General features: G+C 72.4%; 20 protein-coding genes, 1 tRNA gene and 1 rRNA gene. 7 read left to right on the forward strand and 15 right to left on the reverse strand.

Going from position 1 to position 23,293, the window contains the following annotated elements; genetic code table 11:
* Nucleotides 1-16: 16 nt before the first annotated feature.
* Nucleotides 17-92: transfer RNA gene (locus tag ACWGO8_RS13390), tRNA-Ala, on the forward strand.
* A 45-nt stretch (nt 93-137) separates the two neighbouring features.
* On the opposite strand, the gene ACWGO8_RS13395 is transcribed toward ACWGO8_RS13390, so the two are convergent.
* Nucleotides 138-467 carry a histone-like nucleoid-structuring protein Lsr2 gene (locus ACWGO8_RS13395; RefSeq protein ID WP_452043482.1) on the reverse strand — a complete coding sequence of 110 codons (330 nt, stop codon included), beginning with the start codon at nt 465-467 and terminating at the stop codon, nt 138-140.
* Nucleotides 468-627: 160 nt separating this feature from the next.
* Between ACWGO8_RS13395 and ACWGO8_RS13400 the strand changes: the two genes are divergently transcribed.
* On the forward strand, nt 628-2,151 hold the full coding sequence (locus tag ACWGO8_RS13400; protein WP_452043483.1) for an MFS transporter: 1,524 nt from the start codon (nt 628-630) through the stop codon (nt 2,149-2,151).
* A 6-nt stretch (nt 2,152-2,157) separates the two neighbouring features.
* On the opposite strand, the gene ACWGO8_RS13405 is transcribed toward ACWGO8_RS13400, so the two are convergent.
* From ACWGO8_RS13405 to ACWGO8_RS13420, 4 genes are read right to left on the reverse strand one after another with little or no spacing between them, the layout of a single operon-like run.
* Nucleotides 2,158-2,853: a DNA alkylation repair protein gene (locus tag ACWGO8_RS13405; protein WP_452043484.1), complete on the reverse strand. Its 696-nt coding sequence runs from the start codon at nt 2,851-2,853 to the stop codon at nt 2,158-2,160.
* Nucleotides 2,854-2,895: 42 nt separating this feature from the next.
* The gene (locus ACWGO8_RS13410; protein WP_452043485.1) at nt 2,896-4,341 is read right to left on the reverse strand and encodes an MFS transporter; all 1,446 of its coding nucleotides are present in this window, start codon (nt 4,339-4,341) and stop codon (nt 2,896-2,898) included.
* A 34-nt stretch (nt 4,342-4,375) separates the two neighbouring features.
* A complete protein-coding gene (locus tag ACWGO8_RS13415) occupies nt 4,376-5,779 on the reverse strand; it encodes a M20/M25/M40 family metallo-hydrolase (protein WP_452043486.1) in 1,404 nt (467 codons plus the stop codon).
* 28 nt (nt 5,780-5,807) lie between these two features.
* Entirely contained in the window at nt 5,808-6,467 is a 660-nt protein-coding gene (locus ACWGO8_RS13420; RefSeq protein ID WP_452043487.1) for an NADPH-dependent F420 reductase, read from the reverse strand.
* Nucleotides 6,468-6,627: 160 nt separating this feature from the next.
* On the opposite strand from ACWGO8_RS13420, the gene ACWGO8_RS13425 reads away from it, so the two are divergent.
* Nucleotides 6,628-7,749: an LLM class flavin-dependent oxidoreductase gene (locus tag ACWGO8_RS13425; RefSeq protein WP_452043566.1), complete on the forward strand. Its 1,122-nt coding sequence runs from the start codon at nt 6,628-6,630 to the stop codon at nt 7,747-7,749.
* A gap of 14 nt (nt 7,750-7,763) precedes the next feature.
* On the opposite strand, the gene ACWGO8_RS13430 is transcribed toward ACWGO8_RS13425, so the two are convergent.
* The 8 genes from ACWGO8_RS13430 to ACWGO8_RS13465 all read right to left on the reverse strand — a co-directional run bounded on the left by ACWGO8_RS13430 (nt 7,764) and on the right by ACWGO8_RS13465 (nt 14,998).
* Complete coding sequence (locus ACWGO8_RS13430; RefSeq protein WP_452043488.1) at nt 7,764-8,954, reverse strand: cation:proton antiporter; 1,191 nt, start codon at nt 8,952-8,954, stop codon at nt 7,764-7,766.
* A 10-nt stretch (nt 8,955-8,964) separates the two neighbouring features.
* Complete coding sequence (locus ACWGO8_RS13435) at nt 8,965-9,459, reverse strand: cation:proton antiporter regulatory subunit (protein WP_376954260.1); 495 nt, start codon at nt 9,457-9,459, stop codon at nt 8,965-8,967.
* A gap of 46 nt (nt 9,460-9,505) precedes the next feature.
* A complete protein-coding gene (locus tag ACWGO8_RS13440) occupies nt 9,506-10,384 on the reverse strand; it encodes a metal-dependent hydrolase (RefSeq protein ID WP_452043489.1) in 879 nt (292 codons plus the stop codon).
* Nucleotides 10,385-10,387: 3 nt separating this feature from the next.
* A complete protein-coding gene (locus ACWGO8_RS13445) occupies nt 10,388-10,564 on the reverse strand; it encodes a hypothetical protein (protein ID WP_452043490.1) in 177 nt (58 codons plus the stop codon).
* 108 nt (nt 10,565-10,672) lie between these two features.
* On the reverse strand, nt 10,673-11,788 hold the full coding sequence (locus ACWGO8_RS13450) for an acyl-CoA dehydrogenase family protein (protein ID WP_452043567.1): 1,116 nt from the start codon (nt 11,786-11,788) through the stop codon (nt 10,673-10,675).
* A gap of 57 nt (nt 11,789-11,845) precedes the next feature.
* A complete protein-coding gene (locus tag ACWGO8_RS13455; protein ID WP_452043491.1) occupies nt 11,846-12,799 on the reverse strand; it encodes a DUF4349 domain-containing protein in 954 nt (317 codons plus the stop codon).
* Between the two features lie 139 nt (nt 12,800-12,938).
* A complete protein-coding gene (locus ACWGO8_RS13460) occupies nt 12,939-13,775 on the reverse strand; it encodes an aldo/keto reductase (protein ID WP_452043492.1) in 837 nt (278 codons plus the stop codon).
* Nucleotides 13,776-13,789: 14 nt separating this feature from the next.
* Nucleotides 13,790-14,998 carry an MFS transporter gene (locus ACWGO8_RS13465; RefSeq protein ID WP_452043493.1) on the reverse strand — a complete coding sequence of 403 codons (1,209 nt, stop codon included), beginning with the start codon at nt 14,996-14,998 and terminating at the stop codon, nt 13,790-13,792.
* An 86-nt stretch (nt 14,999-15,084) separates the two neighbouring features.
* On the opposite strand from ACWGO8_RS13465, the gene ACWGO8_RS13470 reads away from it, so the two are divergent.
* Together ACWGO8_RS13470 and ACWGO8_RS13475 are read left to right on the forward strand one after the other, a co-directional pair.
* Complete coding sequence (locus ACWGO8_RS13470; RefSeq protein ID WP_452043494.1) at nt 15,085-15,444, forward strand: ArsR/SmtB family transcription factor; 360 nt, start codon at nt 15,085-15,087, stop codon at nt 15,442-15,444.
* A complete protein-coding gene (locus ACWGO8_RS13475; protein WP_452043495.1) occupies nt 15,444-15,965 on the forward strand; it encodes an SRPBCC domain-containing protein in 522 nt (173 codons plus the stop codon). Before ACWGO8_RS13470 ends, ACWGO8_RS13475 begins: the two co-directional genes overlap by 1 nt.
* A 6-nt stretch (nt 15,966-15,971) precedes the next feature.
* Here ACWGO8_RS13475 and hrpA read toward each other — a convergent pair whose 3' ends face one another.
* On the reverse strand, nt 15,972-20,048 hold the full coding sequence (gene hrpA / locus ACWGO8_RS13480; RefSeq protein WP_452043496.1) for an ATP-dependent RNA helicase HrpA: 4,077 nt from the start codon (nt 20,046-20,048) through the stop codon (nt 15,972-15,974).
* 89 nt (nt 20,049-20,137) lie between these two features.
* Nucleotides 20,138-21,511: an FAD-binding oxidoreductase gene (locus tag ACWGO8_RS13485; RefSeq protein WP_452043497.1), complete on the reverse strand. Its 1,374-nt coding sequence runs from the start codon at nt 21,509-21,511 to the stop codon at nt 20,138-20,140.
* Between the two features lie 120 nt (nt 21,512-21,631).
* Here ACWGO8_RS13485 and ACWGO8_RS13490 point away from each other — a divergent pair, with 120 nt between their 5' ends.
* Together ACWGO8_RS13490 and ACWGO8_RS13495 are read left to right on the forward strand one after the other, a co-directional pair.
* Nucleotides 21,632-22,468 carry an aldo/keto reductase gene (locus tag ACWGO8_RS13490; RefSeq protein ID WP_452043498.1) on the forward strand — a complete coding sequence of 279 codons (837 nt, stop codon included), beginning with the start codon at nt 21,632-21,634 and terminating at the stop codon, nt 22,466-22,468.
* Between the two features lie 641 nt (nt 22,469-23,109).
* Nucleotides 23,110-23,293: ribosomal RNA gene (locus tag ACWGO8_RS13495) — 16S ribosomal RNA — on the forward strand; the annotation flags it as partial.

The raw sequence follows: 23,293 nt of genomic DNA on the forward strand, positions 1-23,293 counted from the left end.
GAGTCGTTGACGGCTCGGGCCCATGGCGCAGTTGGTAGCGCGTCTCGTTCGCAATGAGAAGGTCGGGGGTTCGAATCCCCCTGGGTCCACCATCGCGAGGCCGGCTTCTTCGGAAGCCGGCCTCGTCGCGTTTCCGGCTAGCGCCTCGCCGCGAGGAACTGCTCGTGCACGCCGGCAGGGATGCGACCGCGTGCGGGTACCTCGACGCCGTTGTCGGCCGCCCAGGCGCGGATCTCCTTCGGCGACGCGCCGCCCGAGCTCGCGGACGAGGAGCGCCCGCTGCGGCGGGAGGCACTCGTTCGACGGCCCGCCTTGACGTACGGCGCGAACGCGGCGCGCAGCGCAGCGGCGTTGTCGGCCGACAGGTCGATCTCGTAGCCGGCGCCGTCGACCGCGAAGGCGATCGTCTCCGCGGCGTCGGTGCCGTCGAGGTCGTCCACGAGCGTCACGATGGTCTTCTTCGACACGACGGAAGTCCTTTCGTCGGAAGACGGCGCAGGGGCGCCGGTGCTGGTCACGAGCCTAGTCCCGGCGCCCCTGCGCCTGCCCGCTTCCGCCGCGGCGTGCCGAGTCGGCCCCGCGCAAGGCCTTCCGGTCCGACGCAGGGGCGGGCATAGGCTGGACGGGATGTCGCAACCGTCCACGCCGGCGCCGCAGCCGCCCACGCTGTCGATCCCGCTGTCCGATGCCAAGCGCTGGCGCGCCTATTGGGTGTGCGTGGCGGTCGCGGGCCTCACCATCCTCGACCTGACGAAGGTCAACGTCGCGCTGCCGTCGATCGAGGCGGCGTTCGGCGCGACGTCCACCGAGCTCCAGCTCATCGTGTCGGGCTACGTGCTCACGTTCGGCCTCACGCTCGTGCCCGCGGGCCGCATCGGCGACCAGCGATCGCGGCGCACGCTGTTCGTCATCGGCCTCAGCCTGTTCACCCTCACGAGCCTCGCCTGCGCGCTCGCGCCCACCGGCGAGGTGCTGCTCGTCGCGCGGCTCCTGCAAGGCGTCGCGGCCGGCATCCAGATGCCGCAGGTCCTGGGCCTCATCCAGCAGCTGTTCCAGGGCGCCGAGCGCGGCAAGGCGTTCGGCCTGTTCGGCGCCACGATCGGCATCGCCACGGCGTTCGGGCCGACGCTCGGCGGCCTCGCGATCGCGATCGGAGGTCCTGAGGACGGCTGGCGGGGCATCTTCTGGATGAACGTGCCGCTCTCGCTCGTGGCGATCGCGCTCGCCCTCTGGCTGCTGCCCGACACCCGCCTGCCCTCCTCGCGAAAGCTCGAGCTCGACCCGGTCGGCCTGCTGCTCTTCGGCATCACGGTTATCGCGCTGATGTGGCCGTTCCTCTTCACCACCGGGTCGCCCGACGACAACCCCGCGCGCTGGTGGCTCCTCGTCGTGTTCGTGTTCGCCGCCAGCGCGTTCGTCGCGTGGGAGCGCCATTACGCGGCCACCGGCAAGCATCCGCTCGTGCCGCTCTCGCTGTTCGGCGTGAGCTCGTACCGCAACGGCACGGTGCTCGCCTCGGCGTACTTCGCCGCAGCGCCGTCGATGTTCCTGTTGACCACGCTCTACCTGCAGCACGGCCTCGGGCTCGCGCCGGTGTTCGCGGGCATGGTGAGCATCGGCTTCGCGCTCACGAGCGCGGTGTCGTCGTGGATCGGCGGCAACCTGGTGAACCGCCTCGGCCGACCCCTGGTGGTGTGGGGCCTCGCGATGGTCCTGGTCGGCATCGGGCTGCTCGTGCTGGCGGCGCTGTACACGCCGCCCGACCTCACGCCATGGGCCATGGCCGGCGCGATGGTCATCGCCGGGTTCGGCGGCGGCCTCGTGATCTCGCCGAACCAGACGCTCGCGCTCGCCGACATCCCGGTGAAGCAGGGCGGCCTGGCCGGCTCGGTGGGCCAGCTCGGCCAGCGCATCGGCACCGCCGTCGGCACGGCCGTGGCGCTGTCGCTCTTCTACGCCACGATCTACCGCGAGACGGGCACGGACAGCACGCAGGACCTCGCGGTGTACCACGACGCCTACGGCTTCGGGATGACCGCGGTCGCCCTGTTCCTCGCGATCGCGTTCGGCGTCGGCCTGCTCGATCTCGGCGCACGCCGGCGGCGGCACCGTTCGCTGTCGAAGGATTCGGTCGAGGTCGCGCCCGGCTGAGCCGCGTCAGCGGATCGCGAGGATCCGCGCCCGCTCCTCCTTGGGGTGGTGCTCGATCGCGGCGCGCAGCGCGACCCGCGGCATCGTCGCGGCGTGCCGTTCCAGGTACGCGTCCAGGCGCTCGCGGTCGGCGTCGCCCGCGGCGCGCAGCACCCACCCGAGCGCCTTCTGCACGAGTGGCTCGGGGTCGTCGGCGAGCGTCTCGGCGAGCGCGAACGCGTCGTCGACCTCACCCCGCTTGAGGAACGCGAAGGTCGCCACGAGCGCGGTCCGGCGTTCCGGCCAGAATCCGGATGCCGCGAGCCGGGCGAGCGGCGACCGATCGCGGTCGAGCAGGTAGCCGCCCACGACGTACTGGGCGGCGAGGTCGACGAGGTCCCACTGGTCGATGCGGTCGTGCCGTCGGAGGTACAGCTCGTAGAGCTCGGTGCGCCGCCCCGGCGACGTGCGGGGGTGCGCCGCGGACTTGCCCATGATGCTGCACGCGAGCGCCCGCACCTCGTGCGCCGGCTGCTCGAGCAGCGCATCGAGCTCGGCGACGGGCAGGTCGAGCGCGGTCTTCGCGAGGTCGAACACGGCGCCCATCCGAACGCCGATGAACGGCGCGTCGGGGTCGGGCGGGAAGTACCGCGTGTACTTCTCGCGCTCCTCGTCGCTCGCCATTCCCTCGAGCGTGGCGACGAGCGTCGCGGCATCCGTCATCGTGCCCCCCGATCGGCCGGACCCCACCGGCCGGCCCGGGACTCAGCGTACGACGGCGGCGCCCTCGGCGGTGGGCGCGTCGGAGAACGCGAGCTTCGGCACGAACGCGAGCAGCACCGCGGCGACGGCCGCGGTCACGCCGCAGACGAGCCACACGGTGACGTACCCGGCGAACGACCCGGCGGTGCTCGTGGCCGCCTCGCCGGCCGTGCCGAGCAGTGCGATGCCGAACACGCACGACGCGATCGCACCGCCGACGGTCTTCACCGAGTTGGTGAGGCCCGTGGCGACGCCGGTCTGGTGCGCAGGCGCGGCGGCCGCCGCGGCGGCGGGCAGCGCCGCGACGAGTGCGCCCGAGCCGATGCCCGCGATGATCATGTTCGCGAGCACCTGCACGTACCCGTCGTGGAACGGCAGGGACAGGAGGTACCCGAGCGAGACCAGCGAGCTCGCGCCGATGAGCGCGACGCGCGGCGTCACCCAGCGGGTGATGAGCGGGAACAGCATGGCGCCGACGACGAGGGAGAGCACGTAGGCGCCGACGAGGAGGGAGGTCTGGAAGCTCGTGGCCCCGAGCCCGTAGCCGACCTCCGCGGCATCCGTGCGCGCGAAGGTCGACAGCGGCGCCTGCGCGCCGAGCACGCTCACGCCGAAGAGACCCGCGGTGAGGAACACCGGCCAGAGCGACGGCGAGCGGAACATGCGCACGTCGATGAGCGGGTCGGGGTGACGCAGCTCCCAGCGCGCGAACGGCACGACGAGCAGCACGCCGAGTGCGATGAGGCCCCAGCTCAGCAGGTCGGCCGGCCCGTTGAGGCGCATGAAGCTGAGGCCGCCCGTGAGCGCGAGGAGGGCGAGCGAGATGATGACCAGGCCGACGGTGTCGAGCGTGCCGCCCGAGAGGTCGGGCGACTCCTTGACGCCGAACCACACGACGAAGAAGCACGCGACGACCGCGATCGCCGGCACGAGCAGCAGCGCCGTCATCGGCAGCACGTCGGCGAGGGCTCCCGCGGAGAGGGCGCCGGCGATGGCGCCGAACTCGAGCGCCGCGACCAGCAGGCCGGCGGCCTTGCGGGTCATCGCGGCCGGGCGCTCCGCCGAGCGGCTGCGCGACCAGATCAGCGCGATCTCGAGCGGCAGCCAGACCACGTAGAAGCCCTGCAGCGCCCACGCGACGAGGAACACCCAGAACTGGTCGGTGAACGCGAGCGCCGTGGAGGCCGCCGCCGTGATGGCCGTCGACCACATGAGCATGCGCTTGTGGCCGACCATGTCGCCGAGCTTCGCGAACGCCGGCACGACGAGTGCCGAGAGCATGAGCTGCGTGCCCTCGAGCCAGTTCACGTCGGCGTCGTGGATGCCGAGGTGCCGCGCGATGTCGGTGAGGAGCGGCGTGTAGTACCCCTGCAGGATGCCGCTCGTGAACTCGACGAACGCGAGGAAGCCGACGATCGCGGCCACCGGTCCGAGTCTGGCAGCGCGCATCTTCGGGCTCCTTCGGGATGGGGGTGGAATCACCCTAGTGGGTCGGATGCCCCACTTCAGCCACTCGGGTGTCGTCGGCTCCCTCGCCGCGGTCTCCCGTGCCGTTCAGCGACTCGAGCAGCGCCCGGTGGAACCGCTCGCCGCGCTCGAGGCTGTCGATCGTCACGTGCTCGTCGACCCCGTGGATCGACGCCCGCTGGCCCGCCGTCATGGCGATCGGGGCGAAGCGGAACACGGCCGGCGAGAACCGGTGGAACCACCGCGAGTCGGTGGCGGCCATCATGAGGTACGGCGCGGTGATGGCGCCCGGGTACGACGCGCCCACGGCGGCGGCGATCGCGGCGAACTGCGCCGTGTCGGTCGGGGACTCGGGCGACGGGTCGCTGCCCTCGACCACCTGGACGTCCACCGCGGGATCGCCGATCACGCGCCGCACGCGCGCGGCCGTGGTGCCCACCGTCTCGCCCACGGCGATGCGCAGGTTGAGCGTCGCGGCGGCGCGGGCGGGGAGCACGTTGGGGGCGGAGCCGCCCTCGAGCATGGTGGCGGCGAGGGTCGTGCGGACGAGCGCCGCCGGCTCGCCGTCGAGGCGCGCGAAGAGGCGCGCGGTGACCCACGGCGTCGCGGCGAGCGTCCGGAGCAGGAGCCGGACCGGGCCGCGCGTGTGCGGGGCGAACGTCGAGAGCATGGTGCGCAGCGACCGCGGCGTGCGCTTCGGGAACGGGTTCGGCGAGAGCCGGTGCACCGCGCGCGCGATGCGGGCCGTGGCCGTCGTCGCGGGCGGTGTCGACGCGTGCCCGCCCTCACCGAGCGCCGAGAGGCGGACCGTCACGATGCCCTTCTCGCCGACGCCGACCATCGCCGCCGGCACGTGCACGAACGGCAGCGGCGCGTCGACCACGGCACCGCCCTCGTCGAGCACGAGCCACGGGGTGATGCCACGGTCCTGGAACAGGTCGGCGGCGGCCCGCGCGGCGGCGCCGTGGCTCTCCTCGTTGCCGCCGAACGAGAGGTACACGTCGCGCTCCGGGACGAACCCGTCGGCGAGCAGGTTCTCGACGGCCTCGAGGACCACGAGCAGCGGGCCCTTGTCGTCGAGCGTGCCCCGGCCCCAGACCGAGCCGTCGTGGATGCGGCCCTCGAAGGGCGGGAACGTCCAGCCGTCGTCGTCGACGGCCGGCACGACATCGAAGTGGCCCATGAGCACGACCGGGTCGCCGTCGCCCGCGCCTCGCCAGTGGTAGAGCAGCCCGACGTCGGTGACCTGCTCGAACGCGAGGTGCTCGTGCACGAGCGGGTAGAGCTCGGCGAGGAGGTCGCGGAACCGGTCGAAGTCGGCGAGGCCGCGCTCCTCGAACTCGGCGGACACGGTCGGCAGCTGCACCATGCGCGAGAGGCGCTCGGCGGCGCCGGGCCGCACGGTCACGGGGTCGGGCATTGCTCCACCATAATGGGCGGCTGCCCGCTCAGGCCGCGAGGTGCGCGGCGGGCGCCAGCAGCGCCGAGAGCTCGGCCGCCGAGAGCTCCCGACCGAACGCCGGATGACCCGGCTCGAGGGCGCGGCCCGCGGCGAGCGGGCCGCCGTCGACGGCGTCGAAGCCGATGTCGTCGATGATGCCCGCGAGCACGGCGCGCGCCTCGGCGTCGTCGCCCACGACCGCGATGGCGCGGCGCAGCGGCGAGCCCGCGTCCATGCTGTCGTCCTCCATCTCGTGGTACCCGAGGTGGTTCAGCGACTTCACGACGCGCGCGAGCGGGTTGCGGGCGGCGTTGATCTCGCTCGTCGAGCGGTCGTCGGCGTCGACCGAGTCGATATGGCCGTCGACCGGAGGCCAGTAGTTCATGGCGTCGACGACGACCTTGTTGCCGAAGTCCTCCCACGGCACCGTGCCGGCCTTGCCGAACGGCACGGCGACGATGATGACGTCGGCCTCGGCGACGAGCTCGGCGGGCGCGAGCACCCGTGCGCCGGGCGCGACGACCGAGACGAGCAGGTCGAGCGCGGTCTGCCGCGGCGAGCCCGTGATGCGGACCTCGTACCCGGATGCCACGAGGAGTCGGGCGAGCGCGGTGCCCACCTTCCCCGCACCGAAGATGCCGATGACCGGCCGGTCCGTCACGTCCACGCCTCCATTCTCGCCGACGCGGGGATCCATGCGCCGACATTCACCGGCAACGCCCGACCGCGGCCGCGCATTCCCACGGGCGGTGCGGGGGAATAGTCTCGGGCTCACGGGGGTTCCGGTGGGCATGCGTACGCATGGAGACGCGGAGATGGGACAGGACATGGCCGAGCGCTACGAATTCGGACTCGACACCTTCGGCGACGTGACGGTCGCGGCCGACGGGTCGACGCTCACCCACGCGCAGGTGCTGCGCAACGTCGTCGACGAGGCGGTGCTGGCCGACCGGCTGGGCCTGGACTTCTTCGGCGTCGGCGAGCACCATCGGCACGAGTTCGCCGTGTCGGCGCCCGAGGTCGTGCTCGGCACCATCGCGGGCCGCACGGAGCGCATCCACCTCGGCTCGGCCGTCACGGTGCTGAGCTCCGACGACCCCGTGCGGGTGTTCCAGCGCTTCGCCACGCTCGACGGCCTCTCGGGCGGTCGAGCGGAGGTCATCCTCGGCCGCGGCTCCTTCATCGAGTCGTTCCCGCTGTTCGGATTCGAGCTCAACCAGTACCAGGAGCTGTTCGAGGAGAAGCTCAACCTCTTCGCCGAGCTCATCAAACAGGAGCCCGTCACCTGGACCGGCGAGCTGCGTGCGCACCTCACCGACCAGCTCGTCTACCCGCCCGTCGAGCACGGGCACCTGAAGACCTGGGTCGGCGTGGGGGGCAGCCCCGAGTCCGTCGTGCGCGCCGCGCATTACGGCCTGCCCCTCGTGCTCGCCATCATCGGCGGCAGCCCCGCCCGGTTCGCGCCGCTCGCCGACCTCTACCGGCGCGCCCTCGACCAGTTCGGCCACGCGGCGCAGCCGATCGCCGTGCACTCGCCCGGCTTCATCGCCGACACCGACCAGGAAGCGCTCGACACGCTCTGGCCGCACTACAAGGTCATCATCGACCGGATCGGCAAGGAGCGCGGCTGGGGTCCCGTGAGCCGCGAGCACTTCGAGGGCGAGGCCGGCCCGAGCGGCGCCCTCTACGCGGGCTCGCCCGAGACGGTGGCGCAGAAGATCGCCGCGGCCATGCGCGCGATCGGCGCCGTGCGCTTCGACCTCAAGTACTCCAACGGCACCCTGCCGCACGAGGCGATGATGGGCAGCATCGAGCGGTACGGCACCGAGGTCGTGCCTCGCGTGCGCGAGCTCCTCGCGGCATCCGATGCAGCCGACGCCGAGCTCGACGCGCTCGCCGCGGCCGACCGGGCGGATGCCGCTGCGGCGGCCGAGCACCCGGCGGAGTAGTCGGGCGAACCCGGTCAGGCGGTGCCGGGCGCGGCCTTCGCGGCCCGGCGTCGCACGGCCGCGCGGAACCAGGCCGCGTCGGGGACGCGAGCCAGGAACGTGCCGGCGATGATCGTGATGAGCACGTAGGCCGTGGCGAGCGGGGCGATGCCCGGCGCGACGCCCGCCGTCACCGCGATGCCCGCGATGACGATCGAGAACTCGCCGCGCGGCGCGAGCGCGAAGCCCGCACGCCACTGGCCGAGCGTGCCGACGCCGGCCCGGCGGGCGGCGTACGCGCCCGAGATGAGCTTCGTGACGATCGTGACGATCGCGAGGCCGAGCGCGGGCAGGATCATGGGCACGAGCTTCGACGAGTCGGACGTGAGCCCGAAGAACACGAAGAACGTCGCGGCGAACAGGTCGCGCAGCGGGGTGAGCACGGCGCTCGCGTTCGCGGCGACGCGGCCCGAGAGCGCGATGCCCACAAGGAACGCGCCGACGGCGGCCGACACGCCCACCTGGGCGGCGAGGCCCGCGACGAGCATGGTGAGTCCCAGCACGCCGAGCAGCAGCGGCTCGTACTCGTCGGCGGGGAACAGGCGCGAGACGACGTGCCCGTGCCGCAGCGCAATGTAGAGGATGAGGGTCACCACGGCGACCGCGATCGCCACCGAGATCGCACCCTGCAGCACGCTCACGCCGATCACGATGGCCGAGAGCACCGGCAGGTAGAACGCCATCGCGAGGTCCTCGATGACGAGCACCGCGAGGATCGCCGGCGTCTCGCGGTTCGACAGGCGGCCGAGGTCGCGCAGCAGCTTGGCGATGACGCCCGAGGACGACACCCACGTGACGCCCGCGAGGGCCACCGCGGCGATCGGGCCCCAGCCGAGCAGGAGCGCCATCGCGGCGCCCGGGAGCGCGTTGGAGACCGCGTCGACGATGCCGGGCACGCGGGCCGACTTCAGGCTGCCGAAGAGCTCCGTCGCGGTGTACTCGAGCCCGAGCAGCGCGAGCAGCAGGATGATCCCGATCTCGGAGCCGGTCTGCAGGAACTCCTCGCTCGCGTCGAGCGGCACGAAGCCGCCCTCGCCGAAGGCGAGGCCGAGCAGGAGGTAGAACGGGATCGGCGAGATCCCGATGAGGAGCGCGAGACGCCCCAACAGGCTCATGCCGAGAAGCAGCGCGCCGACTTCGATGAGGAGCAGCGTGGTCTCGTGCATGCGGCCGGCCTCAGTCGGGGCCGTTGGAGAGCAGCCGAGCTACTCCGTCGAGTCCTTCACGAGTGCCGACGGCCACGATGACGTCGCCCGCGCGCAGCGGCTCGGCCGGCGTCGGGGAGGGGATGATCGACCCGTCGCGGACGATCGCGACGATCGAGGCGTGCGTGCGCGTGCGCGCCTTCGTGTCGCCCAGCGTGCGGTTCAGGTACGGCGAGTCCGTCGGCAGCGCGATCTGCTCGGTGTAGAGGCCCGCGGTCTCATCGCTGAGGGCCGTGAGGCGGCTGAGCATGACGGATGCGCCGAGCACGTCGGCGAGGGCCGCGGCCTCGTCGTCGTTCAGCGGAATGGAGTCACGGCAGGCGTCGGGGTCGTCTTCGTCGAAGACGCCGAGGTCGCGCTCACCGTCCCGGTGCGACACCACGCTGATCCGTCGACCGCCTTCGGTGACGAGGTCGTGGCGGAAGCCGATCCCGGGGAGATCGACCTTCTCGATGTGAATACCCACGAGGCATATGGTAACCCCGCTGGAGGGTGCCTCCGGCACCCCGAGTTCAGTGTCGAGGATGGGCGGAATTCGTCATCTCGAGCACGGGCGTGCCGCCGTCGTCCACCACGGCGAACGAGGTCGTCACGGAGCCCAGCTCGGCGGCGGAGTCGAGGTGCGTGCCACCGCATGGGATGCGGGCCGTGCCCTCGGGCAGCTCGCACACCCAGGTGCGCCGGTCGGAGAGCCCGTCGCCGGCGGCCTCGACGCGCACGGCGGCGCCCGACGCGATCCAGCGCTCGAGCTGCTCGGCGACCGCGACGCGCACGTCGTCGAGCTCGCCGGCGAGCGACGCGGTGTCGAACCCCGCGCGCCGCAGCGACTTGTTGAGTCGGTAGCGGTCGAGCGAGCCGTCGGGCAGGATGCGCGACGACGCGATGGCCGCGCCATCGAAGTCGGGGTTCCCGAGCGAGTCCTCGCGCGCGGGCTTCGACCACCGGTCGGCGAGCACGCGGTTGAGCGCAAGCGAGGCGAGGTGGCAGGCGGTGTGACCGGTCGAGAGCGCACGGCGCGTCCCGGCATCCGCCTCGATCTCGACCTCGTCGCCCTCGGCGATCGTCGCGTCGCCGTCGACGAGGTGCGCCACGAGGAAGGCCCAGCCCTGGGTGCCCGTGCGCACGGGGATGTCGTCGCCGAGGTGGAGGTCGGTACCGTCGGTCGCAGCGACCACCGCATCGCGCACGGGCACGCCGACGCCGTTCGCGCGGAGGACGCCGGCGTCGGCGGGCTGGTCGGGCCACGCGGCATCCACGGGGTGGAAGCTCGTCGACTCGGTGATGACCGCGAGGCGGCCGTCGGCGGCGGTGGCGACGTGGAGCACGCGACTCGACGCGGTGAGCGCCCCGCCGGGGTAGGTGACGCGCGTGTCGCGCTGGGGCAGGGTCACCCGTCAGACGCCGTCGCCGCGGCCCAGGATGTTGACCGGGATGGCGACCGCGAGGGCGACGCTGAGGATGCCGCCGAAGAAGGCGATCGCCTCGAAGCCGGTGAACGTCGTGGCGTACCCCATGAGCAGCATGCCGAAGACGAAGAATGCCATGGCGATGATGAAGGCGACGACGTTCACGGGACCTCCCAGGAGCAGCGGGTGCGGCGGCGGCGCCGCGATGCCCAGCCTAGTGCTCGGCGGCGCGACGCGCCCGGCGGATGCCGCGACGGCGCGGCATCCGGTCGCTCACGAGTCGAGCTGCCCGAGCCACGCGTTCGCGACGGTGCCGTGCGCCGACTCGTCGTCGGACGGGTGGAAGATGCCCGCGAGCACGTCGCGGTAGAGGCGGCCGAGCTCCGAGCCGGCGAAGTAGGAGGAGCCGCCGGCCACGCGCACGGCCTGGTCGACCACGTGCTTCGCCGTCTCGGTCGAGCGCACCTTGACGCCCACCAGCTTGGCGAACCACATCGGGCCGTGGTCGACGAGCGTGTCGAGGTCGCGCGCGACGGCGAGCAGCTGCGGCTCGAGCGCCTCCTGCGCGATGGCGGCGTCGGCGATCCGCCAGCGGATGTCGGGGTCCTGCGACAGCGGCGCGCCGTCGCGCTTCATCGAGGTGCGCCGGTGCGCCGCGGCCACCGCGAGGTCGAGCGCCCGCGCGCCGATGCCCGCGTACACCGCCGCGAGCAGCAGCTCGAAGCTCGCGAAGATGCCGAAGATGAACGGGTCGGCGTTCGGGCCCGGATCGAGCCGCCGCACGATGCGGTCGGGGGCGGCGAACGCGCCGTCGAGCACGGTCGTGCGGCTCTGCGACGCGCGCATCCCCAGGGTGTCCCAGTCGTCGAGGATGCGCACGTCGGGGTCCTCGCGGTCGATGAACCCGTAGACGATCTTGGGGGCGTCGGGCGAGGCGGTGTCGAGGCCCATCGTGCCGAGTCGCGTCCACGCCGGGGAGAGCGACGTGAAGACCTTGCGCCCCGAGTAGCGGTAGCCGCCGCCGGACTGCGGCTCGGCCGCGGTGCGCGAGCCGAACAGCATGAGGTCGTTGCCGGCCTCGCTGATGCCGAACCCGAAGAGCTCGCCCTGGCCCGCCTCGCGGAGGAGGAAGTCGAGCGTGTCGTCGCCGCGGTCGCGGAGGAGCTTGGCGACGCCCGTCCACACGAGGTGCATGTTCACCGCCAGCGCCGTGGCCGGCGCCGCGCCCGCCAGCCGGGACTGCGCCCGCACGGCCTCGTCGAAGCCCCAGCCGAGCCCGCCGTACCCCTCGGGCACGAGTGCGGTGAGGTAGCCCGCGTCGCGCAGCTCGGCGAGATCGTCGTCGAAGAACGCGTTGTCGCGGTCGTAGCCCGCGGCGCGTTCCCGCATGCGTTCGAGGAGTTCGTCGTGCAGCAGGGTCTCCGGCGTCGCGCTCACGACGCCAGACTACGCCTGCGGCGTGCGCTCGTGCGGGGGCTGCGACGCGGCATCCGAGGCCGGCGGCATGGGCGGTGCAGCCGGGTCGGATGCCCCGGGCGTCGGGCCCGGCGCCGGTGGCTTCGGCCGGCGCGAGCGCGTCGCCACGAGCACGATCACGAGCACGATCGCGCCGACGACGAGGGCGGCGAGCGCCCATGGGAGCAGCACGCCGACCGCGATGCCGAGCCACGTCGCGAAGCCGATGAGGGCGTTCCAGCCGGCCGCGAGCCCGCTCCAGAAGTCGTCGGGCTGCGGGTCGGGGGCGACCGCCTCGGTGACGAGGTCGACGGTGATCGTCGAGTAGTCGACCTGGTCGACGAGGGCGTCGCGCTGCTGCGTGAGGCTGTCGAGCTCGGCCTGGCGGGTCGTGAGCTCGGACTCGATGGCGATGAGGTCGGCGATCGTCGTCGCCTCCGAGAGCAGCTGCTGCAACCGGTCGGTCGACGCGGTCAGCGCGTCGATGCGCCCCTCCAGGTCGTTGCGCTGCTGCGTGACGTCGGAGGCGTTCATGGAGACGGAGTTCACGGTGCCGAGCTCGCGCAGCTCGGCGAGGAACGGATCGAGGTCGTCCGACGGGATGCGCAGGGTGAGCGAGGCGCTCGGCGGCTGGGCGTCGGTGCCCGGCGTCTCGCTGCGGCTGTCGACGCGACCGCCCCGCGCCTCCGCGAGGTCCACGGCCTGCTGCGCGCCGTCGACCGGATCGTCGACCGTGATCGACACCCATCCCGTGGTGATCACGCTGCGCTCGGCGAGCTCCGCGCCGTCGGCGGCGGTGCCGCCCGCGGCATCCTCGCCCTGGGGCGCCTGCCGGCCGGGTTCCATCATGGGCGCCTCGGACCCGCTGGAGCCCGCGGAGCAGCCGGCCAGGAGCAGTGCGAGGAGGGCGGCCGCGGCCGCTGCGGGGACCAGTCGTCGTCTCATGGGCTCACCGTATTGCCCGGCCCGGATCGCATGTCTGGACCCCTGCTGGGAGTCCGGTCACGATCGGATTGCGCTTCGCTGTGAATCGTCGAACGGCCCCAACGAAGCCCGGTTCCCGCTCGTTCAGCGGGAGCACGGCTCAGTCGAAGTCGGGATCGCGACCGGTGCGCTCGCCGCTCGCGAGGGTCGCGATCGCGGCGAGGTCCTCGTCGTCGAGCGCGAAGTCGAACACGTCCAGGTTCTCGCGGATCCGCTCGGGCGAGGACGCCTTCGGGATCACGATGTTGCCGAGCTCGACGTGCCAGCGCAGCACGACCTGGGCCGGCGTACGTCCGTGCTTGTCGGCGAGGTCGCCGAGCAGCGGGGTGTCGAGCACCCGTCCGCGGGCGAGCGGCGACCACGCCTCGGTGCGGATGCCGTGCGCGGCGTCGAACGCGCGCAGCTCCGCCTGCGGCAGCCACGGGTGCAGCTCGACCTGGTTCACGACGGGTGCGACGCCGGTCTCGCCGATGATCCGCTCGAGGTGGTGCGCGTGGAAGTTCGCGACGCCGATCGACTGCACGCGCCCCTCCTGCTGCAGCCGCACGAGCGCGCGCCAGGTGTCGACGTAGCGGTCGGTCGACGGCACCGGCCAGTGGATCATGTAGAGGTCGAGCGTCGCGAGGCCCAGCCGGGCAATGCTCGCGTCGAACGCGCGCAGCGTCGAGTCGTAGCCGTTGTCGTCCTTCCACACCTTGCTCGTGACGAAGAGCTCCTCGCGCGGCACGTCCGCCGAGCGGACGGCCTCGCCGACCGCCTCCTCGTTCGCGTAGAAGGCGGCGGTGTCGAGGTGCCGGTAGCCGACGGCGATGGCCTCGAGGCAGAGGCGCGCGGCATCCGCTGCCGGCACCTTGTAGAGGCCGTAGCCGAGCTGCGGGATGGTGTTGCCGTCGTCGAGGGACAGGCTGGGTGCCGGGGTGACGGGCGGTCGCGTCATCGTCGTCGCTCCTCTCAACTGGGTTGCGCCCGCACCGGTTCGGTGTCGGGGATGGGGCTCGCGTCGCGTTCGCGCAGGTCGGGATGCCACGGCTTGCCGAGCACCGCGGCGAGGACGCCGAGCATGGCGAGCGCGGCCGCCGCGATGAACGCGCCCTGCGCGCCGTACCCGTCGATGAGGAAGCCGGCGACGGCCGAGCCCAGCGCGGCGCCGATGAGCTGGCCGGTGCCGACCCAGCCGTAGGCCTCGGCGGTGTCGCTGAACTTCACGCTGGCCGAGACGATCGCGAACAGCACGGCGAGCGCGGGCGCGATGCCGATGCCCGCGATGAAGAGGGTCGCCGCGAGCCACCAGAAGTCCATGACGAACGCGGCGAGCGCCATGCCGGCGAAGACGATGAACATTCGGCGTGCGGTCGACCACGGCCCGATCGGCACGTGCCCGAGGAACAGGCCGCCCGCGAGGCTGCCGACCGAGAAGATGGCGAGCACGATGCCTGCCTCCGCGCCGTCGTGCCCGAACACGGCGACGACGCCCGCCTCGACCGCGGCGCACGCGCCGATGAGGAGGAACCCGACGATCGTCGCGAGCATGACCGGCGGCCGCGTGAGCACCGCGCCGAACCGCCGCTTCGACCGCGGGATGCGCACGCGACCCAGCTCGGGGGAGGAGATGAACCAGATGCCGCCGCCGATCATCATGGCCGCGGCGAGCAGGATGCCCCAGACGGTGCCGATCTGCGTGGACACGAACGTCGTGACGACCGGCCCGACGACCCAGATGATCTCCTGCGCCGACGCGTCGAGCGAGAAGAGCGGGGTGAGCTGGCGCGAGTTCACCATCTTCGGGTAGATGGTGCGCACGGCGGACTGCACGGGCGGCGTCGAGAGGCCGGCCACGAGGCCGACCGCCATGTACGCCGGCACGGTGAGCGGCAGCACGCCGATCGCGACGACCGCGGTCGCGCAGATCGCGAGCGTGGTGATGAGCACGGGGCGCATGCCGAGGCGGCCCATGAGCCGGCTCGTCATGGGGCCGGCGACGGCCTGGCCGAGCGACGTGGCGGCGAGCACCAGGCCCGCCGCGCCGTAGGAGCCGGTCTCCTGCTCGACATGCAGGAGGAACGCGAGCGAGAGCATCCCCGAGGGGAACCGAGCGGTCAGCTGGGCGGCGATGATACGAGCGACGCCCGAGGTTCTGAGGAGATCGGTGTAGCTGCCCACGGTCCGTCCACTCTATCGAGGCGGATGCCGCGGAATCGTGCCTATCAGCTGTGGCGTATATAACATGGAAATGATAACCTGACGGGGTGCATGCGTTCGACGTCCTCGGCGACCCGGTGCGCCGCCGCATCCTCGACCTCCTGGCCGGCGGCGAGGCGAGCGCCGGCGCGGTGGTCGACGTGGTGGGCCGCGAGTTCGGCATCACGCAGCCCGCGGTGTCGCGGCAGCTGCGCATCCTGCGCGAGCATGGCTTCGCCACGGTTCGGGCCGAGGGCGCGCGCCGGCTGTACTCGATCGACCCAGCGGGCCTCGACGACGCAGACCGCCAGCTCGAGCGCTACCGCTCGATGTGGACGGCCGGGCTCGCGGCGCTGCACACCGAGGTCGCCCGCGGCAAGCGCAGTCGACGCAGCAGTGCCGGGCGCACCCCACGAGAGGAGCCATGATGGCCGTGACGAGCGACATCGCACCCGATGAGCCCGGGCTGCTGCTCGAGTTCCACGAGGTCTACGACACCGATCCCGACGACCTGTGGCAGGCCGTCACGAGTCCCGACCGGCTCGCGAGGTGGATGGCGGCGTACCGCGGCGACTTCCGCCTCGGCGGGCACTGGCAGGCGCTCGACACCGACGGCGCGGTGTACTGCGACGGCGAGGTGACCGCCTGCGACCGGCCGCACGGGTTCACGACGACATGGACCGTCGTGGGCGAGCCGCCGAGCCTGCTGACCGTCGTGCTCGAGCCCGACGGCGAGCGCACCCGCCTCCACCTCCGGCACGAGCACGTCACGCAGCCCGGCTACGGGCCCGGCTGGCACGCCTACCTCGAGGCGCTCGCCGGCCACCTCGCGCAGCCCGAGGCGCCGCGCGACCGCGAGGCGTGGGCCCGCCGGCTCGGCGAGCTCGCGCCCGCCTACGCGGAGCGGTTCGCCGCGGTCGGCATCACGATGGGCACCGTCGACGACTAGCGAGGCTCAGCCGATCTCGGCGAGCGCCTTCGCGATGCGCTGCGGCGACACGGTCTCGGCCGTGCGGAGCTCCTGCGCGAACAGGCCCACGCGCAGCTCCTCGAGCATCCACCGCACGCGCACCAGCCTCGGGTCCGCCTCGGGGTCGATCGGGATCCGGCCGCCCGCAGCCTCGAACGCGGCGATCGCCGGCTCGAGCTGGTTCGCGGCCTGGCGGTCGCGACCCGGGTTATCGACGAGCTTGCGAACGCGCGACGTGATCGCCTCGAGGTAGCGCGGCAGGTGCCGGAGCCGCTCGAGCCCGGTCGCCGACACGAAGCCGTTCGGCACGAGGCCCGCCAGCTGCGCCCGCATGTCGCCGAGCGCGGCCATCAGGTGGATGCTCGAGGCGCCCGAGATCGCTCGGTCAGCCTCCCGAGCAGCCTTCAGGATGCGCGCGACGAGCGCGACCGTCTCGAACATGCGGTCGACGACGGTCGCCGCTACGGCGTCGCGCACGGCCTCGAACTCGGCCCGCGTGCGCAGCAACCCGTCGGGGTGGCGGGCCCGCAGTTCGGCGTCGACACACGCGGCGAGGCAGTCGTCGAGCAGCGCCCGCGTGCCGGGGTACGCGCTCGCCGCGAGCGAGAGCTTCTCCTCGTTCGAGAGGTGCTCCTGCACGTAGGCGACGGGCGTCGGCGTCGCGAGCACGAGCAGCCGGCGGATGCCGCGCCGCGTCGCCCGATCGCGTTCCTCCGCCGTGGCGACGAGGCGGAGTGCGACCCCGGTCCCTGAGCGCGTCGAAGGGCTCTCGTCGACGAGCGCCGGGTACGCGCGGATCACGTTGCCCGCCTGGCGGGTGTCGACGTGTACGGGGAGCTCGTCCCACTCCCAGGTCGTGATGCCCGACTGCTCGGCGATGGTGGTGCCCGCGGGCGCCGTCTCACCCGATTGCGCGGGGTCCGGGTTTCGAGACGCCCGCTTCGCGGGCTCCTCGACCCGCGGGGCTGAACTCACGGCCTTCGCCACCGCATCGCGGCTCCGGCTCGCGAGCCGCGACTGCAGCTCGCCCAGGTCCTTCGACGATCCGACCGTGCGGCCGCGCTCGTCGACCGCCCGGTACGTCACGCGCAGGTGCGGCGGGACGCGCTCGAGGTCGAAGTCCGACGGGTCGACCGGGGCGAACGTCAGCCGCCGGATCGCCTGCGCGAGCATCCCGGTGAACGGCTCGCATTCGGCGCCGCCCTCGGGGCCGTCGGGCAGTTCGGCCGAGACGCGCGCCGCCCACTCGGCGGCGGGCACGACCTGACGGCGCAGCACCTTCGGCAGCGTGCGCAGCATCGCCGTGATGAGCTCGTCGCGCAGTCCGGGCACCTGCCAGTCGAACCCGTCGGCGCGCACCCGCGGCAGGAGCACGAGCGGCACCACGACGGTCACGCCGTCGTCCTCGGTGCCGGGCTCGAACCGGTAGGCGAGCGAGTAGGTCTGGTCGGCCTGCCGCCAGCGGTCGGGGAATCCGCCGCTGCGATCCGCGTCCGCCTCGTCGCCGAGCAGGTCGGCGCGCGTCATGGTGAGCAGGTCGGGGCGTGCACGGTGCTCGCCGCGCCACCAGCGTTCGAACGCACGCGTGTCCGCGACATCCGCCGGCACCCGTGCCTCGTAGAACGCCACGACGGCTTCATCGCCCGCGAGGATGTCGCGTCGACGCGTGCGCTCCTCGACCTCGCCGAGCTCGCGTCGGAGCGCGCGGTTGGCCCGCACGAACGAGAACAGGCGTCGGTCGAGCCGGTTCGTGTCCCAGTCCTCCTCGACGAGCGCGTGCCGGATGAAGAGCTCCCGCGCGAGCTGCGCGTCGACGCGCGCGAGCTGGATGCGCCGCTTCGCCACGATCGGCACGCCGAACAGCGTGACCTTCTCGTCGGCGACCGCGGAGCCCTGGCGGCGCTCCCAGCGGGGCTCCGCGAACGTGCGCTTCGCCAGCGGGCCGGCGAGCTGCTCGGCCCACGCCGGATCGATGGCCGCGTTCGTGCGCGCGAACAGCCGGCTGGTCTCGACGAGCTCGGCGCTCATGAGCGCTGCCGGCGGCTTCTTCGCGAGCGCGGAGCCGGGGAACACCACGAAGCGGGCGTTGCGGGCGCCGACGAACTCGGCCTGCTGCCGCCGACCCCGGCCCGCCGAGGCCGTCGAAGCGGGTGCTCCCTTCGACGGGCTCAGGGAGCGCTCGTCGCGCAGGCCGATCTGCGAGAGCAGCCCGGCGAGGAGCGCGCGGTGGATCCCGTCGGGGTTCGGCGCGCCCGCGGACTTCGCCACCTGCAGGCCGAGCGGCTTCGCCAGGCGCGCGAGCTGGCGGTAGAGGTCCTGCCACTCGCGCACCCGCAGGTAGTTGAGGAACTCCGCCTTGCACATCCGACGGAACGCACTGCCCGACAGCTCCCGCTGTCGCTCCTCGAGGTGGTTCCAGAGGTTCAGCAGTGAGAGGAAGTCGCTGGTCGGGTCGACGAACCGGGCGTGGAAGCCGTCCGCCTGCTCGCGCCGGTCGAGCGGTCGCTCGCGCGGGTCCTGGATCGTCAGGCCGGACACGATCGCGAGCACCTCGCGCGACACGCCCTGCGTCTTCGACTCGAGCACCATGCGGGCGAACCGCGGTTCGATCGGGAGCCGCGCGAGCTGCCGTCCGACGCGGGTGAGCCGGGGGCCGCGCGTGTCCGGCTCGGTCCCTGAGCCCGTCGAAGGGTCGATCGCCCCCAGCTCCCGCAGCAGGTCGAGGCCGTCGCGGATGCCGCGGGTGTCGGGCGGGGTCAGGAACGGGAAGTCCTCCACCGCGCCGAGCCCGAGCGAGGCCATCTGCAGGATGACGGCCGCGAGGTTCGTGCGCAGGATCTCGGGGTCGGTGTACTCGGGACGCTTCTCGTAGTCGTCCTCGGAGTACAGGCGGATCGCGATGCCGTCGCTCGTGCGGCCCGACCGACCCGACCGCTGGTTCGCCGACGCCTGCGAGATCGGCTCGATCGGCAGGCGTTGCACCTTCGAGCGCGCCGAGTAGCGGCTGATGCGCGCCGTGCCGGCGTCGACGACGTAGCGGATGCCGGGCACCGTGAGGCTCGTCTCGGCGACGTTCGTGGCGAGCACGATCCGCCGGCGCAGGCCCGCGACCTTCGAGGGCTCGAACACGCGATGCTGGTCGGCCGAGGAGAGCCGGCCGTAGAGGGGGAGCACCTCGGTCTCGCCGCCGCGCCCCCCGGTCCCCGAGCCCGTCCTTCCGGTCCCTGAGCCCGTCCCCCCGGTCCCTGAGCCCGTCGAAGGGAAGCGCCCGCGCACCGCGGCCTCCGCGTCGCGGATCTCGCTCTCGCCCGAGAGGAACACGAGCACGTCGCCCCGCGCCTCGCGGTCGAGCTCGTCGAGCGCGTCGAGGATGCCCCGCTGCACGTCGCGGTCCTCGGCGGCGGCGCCCTCGTCGTCCGAGTCGTCCGCAGAGCCCGTCGACGGGGACTCCGCGACCAGCGGCCGGTACCGCACCTCGACCGGGTAGGTGCGCCCCGACACCTCGATCACGGGAGCGGGCTCACCCGAGGCATCCGCGAAGTGCCTCGCGAAGCTCTCGGGGTCGATGGTCGCGCTCGTGACGATGACCCGCAGCTCGGGGCGCCGGGGGAGGAGCCGCTTCAGGTAGCCGAGGAGGAAGTCGATGTTGAGGCTGCGCTCGTGCGCCTCGTCGATGATGATCGTGTCGTAGCGGCGCAGGTCGCGATCGTGGTGGATCTCGTTGAGCAGGATGCCGTCGGTCATCACCTTGATGCGCGTGGCCTCGCTCGCCCGGTCGGTGAAGCGCACCTGGTAGCCGACGAGGTCGCCGAGCTCCACGCCGAGCTCCTCGGAGATGCGCTCCGCGATGGTGCGGGCGGCGATGCGGCGCGGCTGGGTGTGCGCGATCCGCTCGCGGCCGAGCTCGAGGCAGATCTTCGGCAGCTGGGTCGTCTTGCCGGATCCGGTCGCGCCGGCGACGATCACGACCTGGTGGTCGCGGATGGCGCGTGCGATCTCCTCGCGCTGCCCCGAGACGGGCAGGTCCGCGGGGTAGGTGATCACGGGGAGCGGCGACGGCATAGCCCTCCATCGTAGGACGACGCGGGCGTGACGTCGCCGTGGTCGCTCGGCGCGACCGCCTCGGCCGACGGCCTCGACCGTCTCGGTGGTCAGGCGCGGGCGCGCGCGGGCACGTGATGCGTGCCGACCACCACGTCGTCGGGATCCCAGTCGGCCTTCACGCGCTCGAGCCGGTCCCACGTGGCGGCGTCGAAGAACGCGCTCGCGTCGGCCGGCTCCTCGACGAGGTTCGCGTAGTCGCCGGCGAAAGCCGGCGCGACCGCGGACGCGAGCTCCGCGAGGCGTGCCCTGACGATCGCTTCGGCTCCGGGCCCGGCGACGAGGCCGAGGCCGAACATCACGACGTCGCCCGGCAGCGCCGCGAGGGAGCCTGCCTCGGCGTCGACCCGCGAGAGGGCGCCGCCGGCATGCCGGAACTGCACGAGCGTGAGCGCCGACGCGTCGGCCGCGATCCGCGCGACCTCGTCGATCGTCTCAGGGGGAAGGCGATCGAGGACCGCGCTCACCGTGCGGTAGGGCAGGGGCTGCTCGGGGTCCATCGCGAGGGTGCCGAGCGCCGAGGGCGACTGCGTGGCGAGCGCGTCCAGCTCGGGGCGGAGGTCGATGACGGGCGCCAGCAGGTCCCGCGCCGCCGACTCGGGTCCGAGGAAGGCCGCCATGACGATCGCGAACGACCGCCCGCGCACCTCGGCCGGCACCTCGTCGAACGGTGGGAAGTGGATGACCGCGACCCAGGTCGTGAGCTCGTCGGGCAGCGACGGCAGCAGGTCGGTCCAGGCGCGCAACACCTCTGCGGTGCGCTCGGCGGGGAAGAAGAGCGCTCCGGCCGCGAGCTCCGCGACCGGGACGACGTCGAACTCGATCGCGGTCACGATGCCGAAGCTGCCGCCGCCACCCCGCAGCGCCCAGAACAGCTCGGGCTCGTGGTCGGCGTCGACCCGCAGCATCCGCCCGTCGGCCGTGACCAGCTCGACCGCGCGCACCGCGTTGCACTGCAGGCCGTGCCGGCGGGACAGCCAGCCGATGCCGCCGCCGAGCGAGTAGCCGGCGATGCCGACGTCGGGCGACGAACCGTGCAGCGCGGCGAGGCCCAGCTCGGCGAGCCGCGGGGCGACGTCGCGCCACCGGACCCCGGCGCCGACCCGCACGCGTCGCGCGTCGGCGTCGATCCCGACCTCCGTGAGCCGCGACGTGTTCACGAGCATGATGCCGTCCAGGGGGAGGAGCGATCCGGCGCCGTGCCCGGTGCCCTGCGCCGTGACCCGGAGCCCCCGCTCGCGGGCGACGGCGACGGCGTCGATCACGTCCGCCTCGTCCTGCGGCAGCGCGATGGCGGCGGGACGCTCGTCGATGAGGAGGTTGAAGACCGAGCGCGCCGCGTCCCAGTCGGGGTCGTCCGGCGCGAGCACGCGGCATCCGCCGGCACGGATGTCGCGGGGAGCGGTGACGTCGTCGTCGGCCATGGCTGCGCATCCCTTCGCTGGACCACGCTGTTCGGTCACAGCGTACGCGCGACCCGCACGGATTCGCGGGGAGCGAAAGCCCCTGCCGGATGCCGCGACCCGCGTGATGGGATGAGGGCCATGACCCAACCCCCGGTTCCCCGTATCCAGTTGAACGACGGCACCTCCATCCCGCAGCTCGGCTTCGGCGTCTTCAAGGTCGACCCGAAGCAGACCGAGCGCATCGTGACCGACGCCCTCGAGGTGGGCTACCGGCACCTCGACACGGCGCGCATCTACGGCAACGAGGAGGGCGTCGGACGCGCCCTCGCCGCCTCCGGCATCCCGCGCGAGCAGCTCTTCGTCACGACCAAGCTCTGGAACGACGACCAGGGAACGCAGTCGGTGTTCGACGCCTTCGACCGCAGCCTCGACCGGCTCGGCCTCGAGTACCTCGACCTCTACCTGATCCACTGGCCGACACCGCGGAACGACCGCTACGTCGAGACGTGGAAGGCGTTCGAGCGCCTCCGCGAGTCCGGACGCGTGCGCTCGATCGGCGTCTCGAACTTCCTCGCCCACCACCTCGAGCGCCTGCTCGACGAGACCGACGTCGTACCGGCCGTCGACCAGATCGAGCTGCACCCGTACCACCAGCAGCCCGAGACCGCGGCGTTCGCCGAGGAGCACGCGATCGCGATCGAGGCATGGGGGCCGCTCGGCCAGGGCAAGTACCCGCTCTTCGAGCTGCCCGCGGTGACGGGCCCGGCCGAGGTGCACGGCAAGACGCCGGCGCAGGTCGTGATCCGCTGGCACCTGCAGCGCGGCCACATCGTGTTCCCCAAGTCGAACCGGCGCGAGCGCATGGCCGAGAACTTCGACGTCTTCGACTTCGAGCTCGACGAGGCCGAGGTGCAGGCCATCACCGACCTCGAGCGCGAGGGTCGCGTGAGCGCGCATCCCGACGAGATGCACTGACCCATCGGATGCCGCGTGGTGGCTGACGCTCACGAGCACGGCGGGCGGATGCCGCGGGGCTCGACGGATTCCGCCGCTGAACGGGGCCTCCGGCTGTCGTCGGAGGCCCCGTGGTCGTCTCCCACCGCCTGCCGGCAGGCGCGACACGCCCGGGATGCAGTCCTGATTTGGCGGGAACGGGCGGCGCCGCGTAAGTTCTTACATGTCGCCACGGCGGTGCGGGAAGCGGAAGCAGCCCGGCCGAGACGGGCGAGAGAGTCTTAGCCAAATAGCCTCGAAGTCGCATTGCGACTCGGTGATTTCAAGCCTAAGATGGTAAACCGCCCCCTCGAGGATCGACGCTCGCGTCGCCTCCTCCAGGCCCACTCGGCCGCCGGCCGGAACTTCGTGTTCCGAAGCCCGCATCGAGGGTGGTATGATAGATAGGTTGCCCTGAGAGCAGGCCGCGAGGCCGTAACTCGGGTGCGTCCGTTCCTTGAGAACTCAACAGCGTGCACTATGTTCAATGCCAATTTTTGAACCCCGACCTCGTCTTCGGATGGGGTGGGATTCCTTTGGATTGATGGACAGTCAGTATTGATTGTCTTGTCAGTCAGAGATTGAACTCCCTGGCGCCTCTTCGGGGGTGTTGGGAACCATTTTTTTTGGAGAGTTTGATCCTGGCTCAGGACGAACGCTGGCGGCGTGCTTAACACATGCAAGTCGAACGATGAACTCCCAGCTTGCTGGGGGGGATTAGTGGCGAACGGGTGAGTAACACGTGAGTAACCTGCCCTGGACTCTGGGATAACCCCGAGAAATCGGAGCTAATACCGGATAGGACCC

Source organism: Agromyces sp. NPDC055661, from assembly GCF_053618135.1.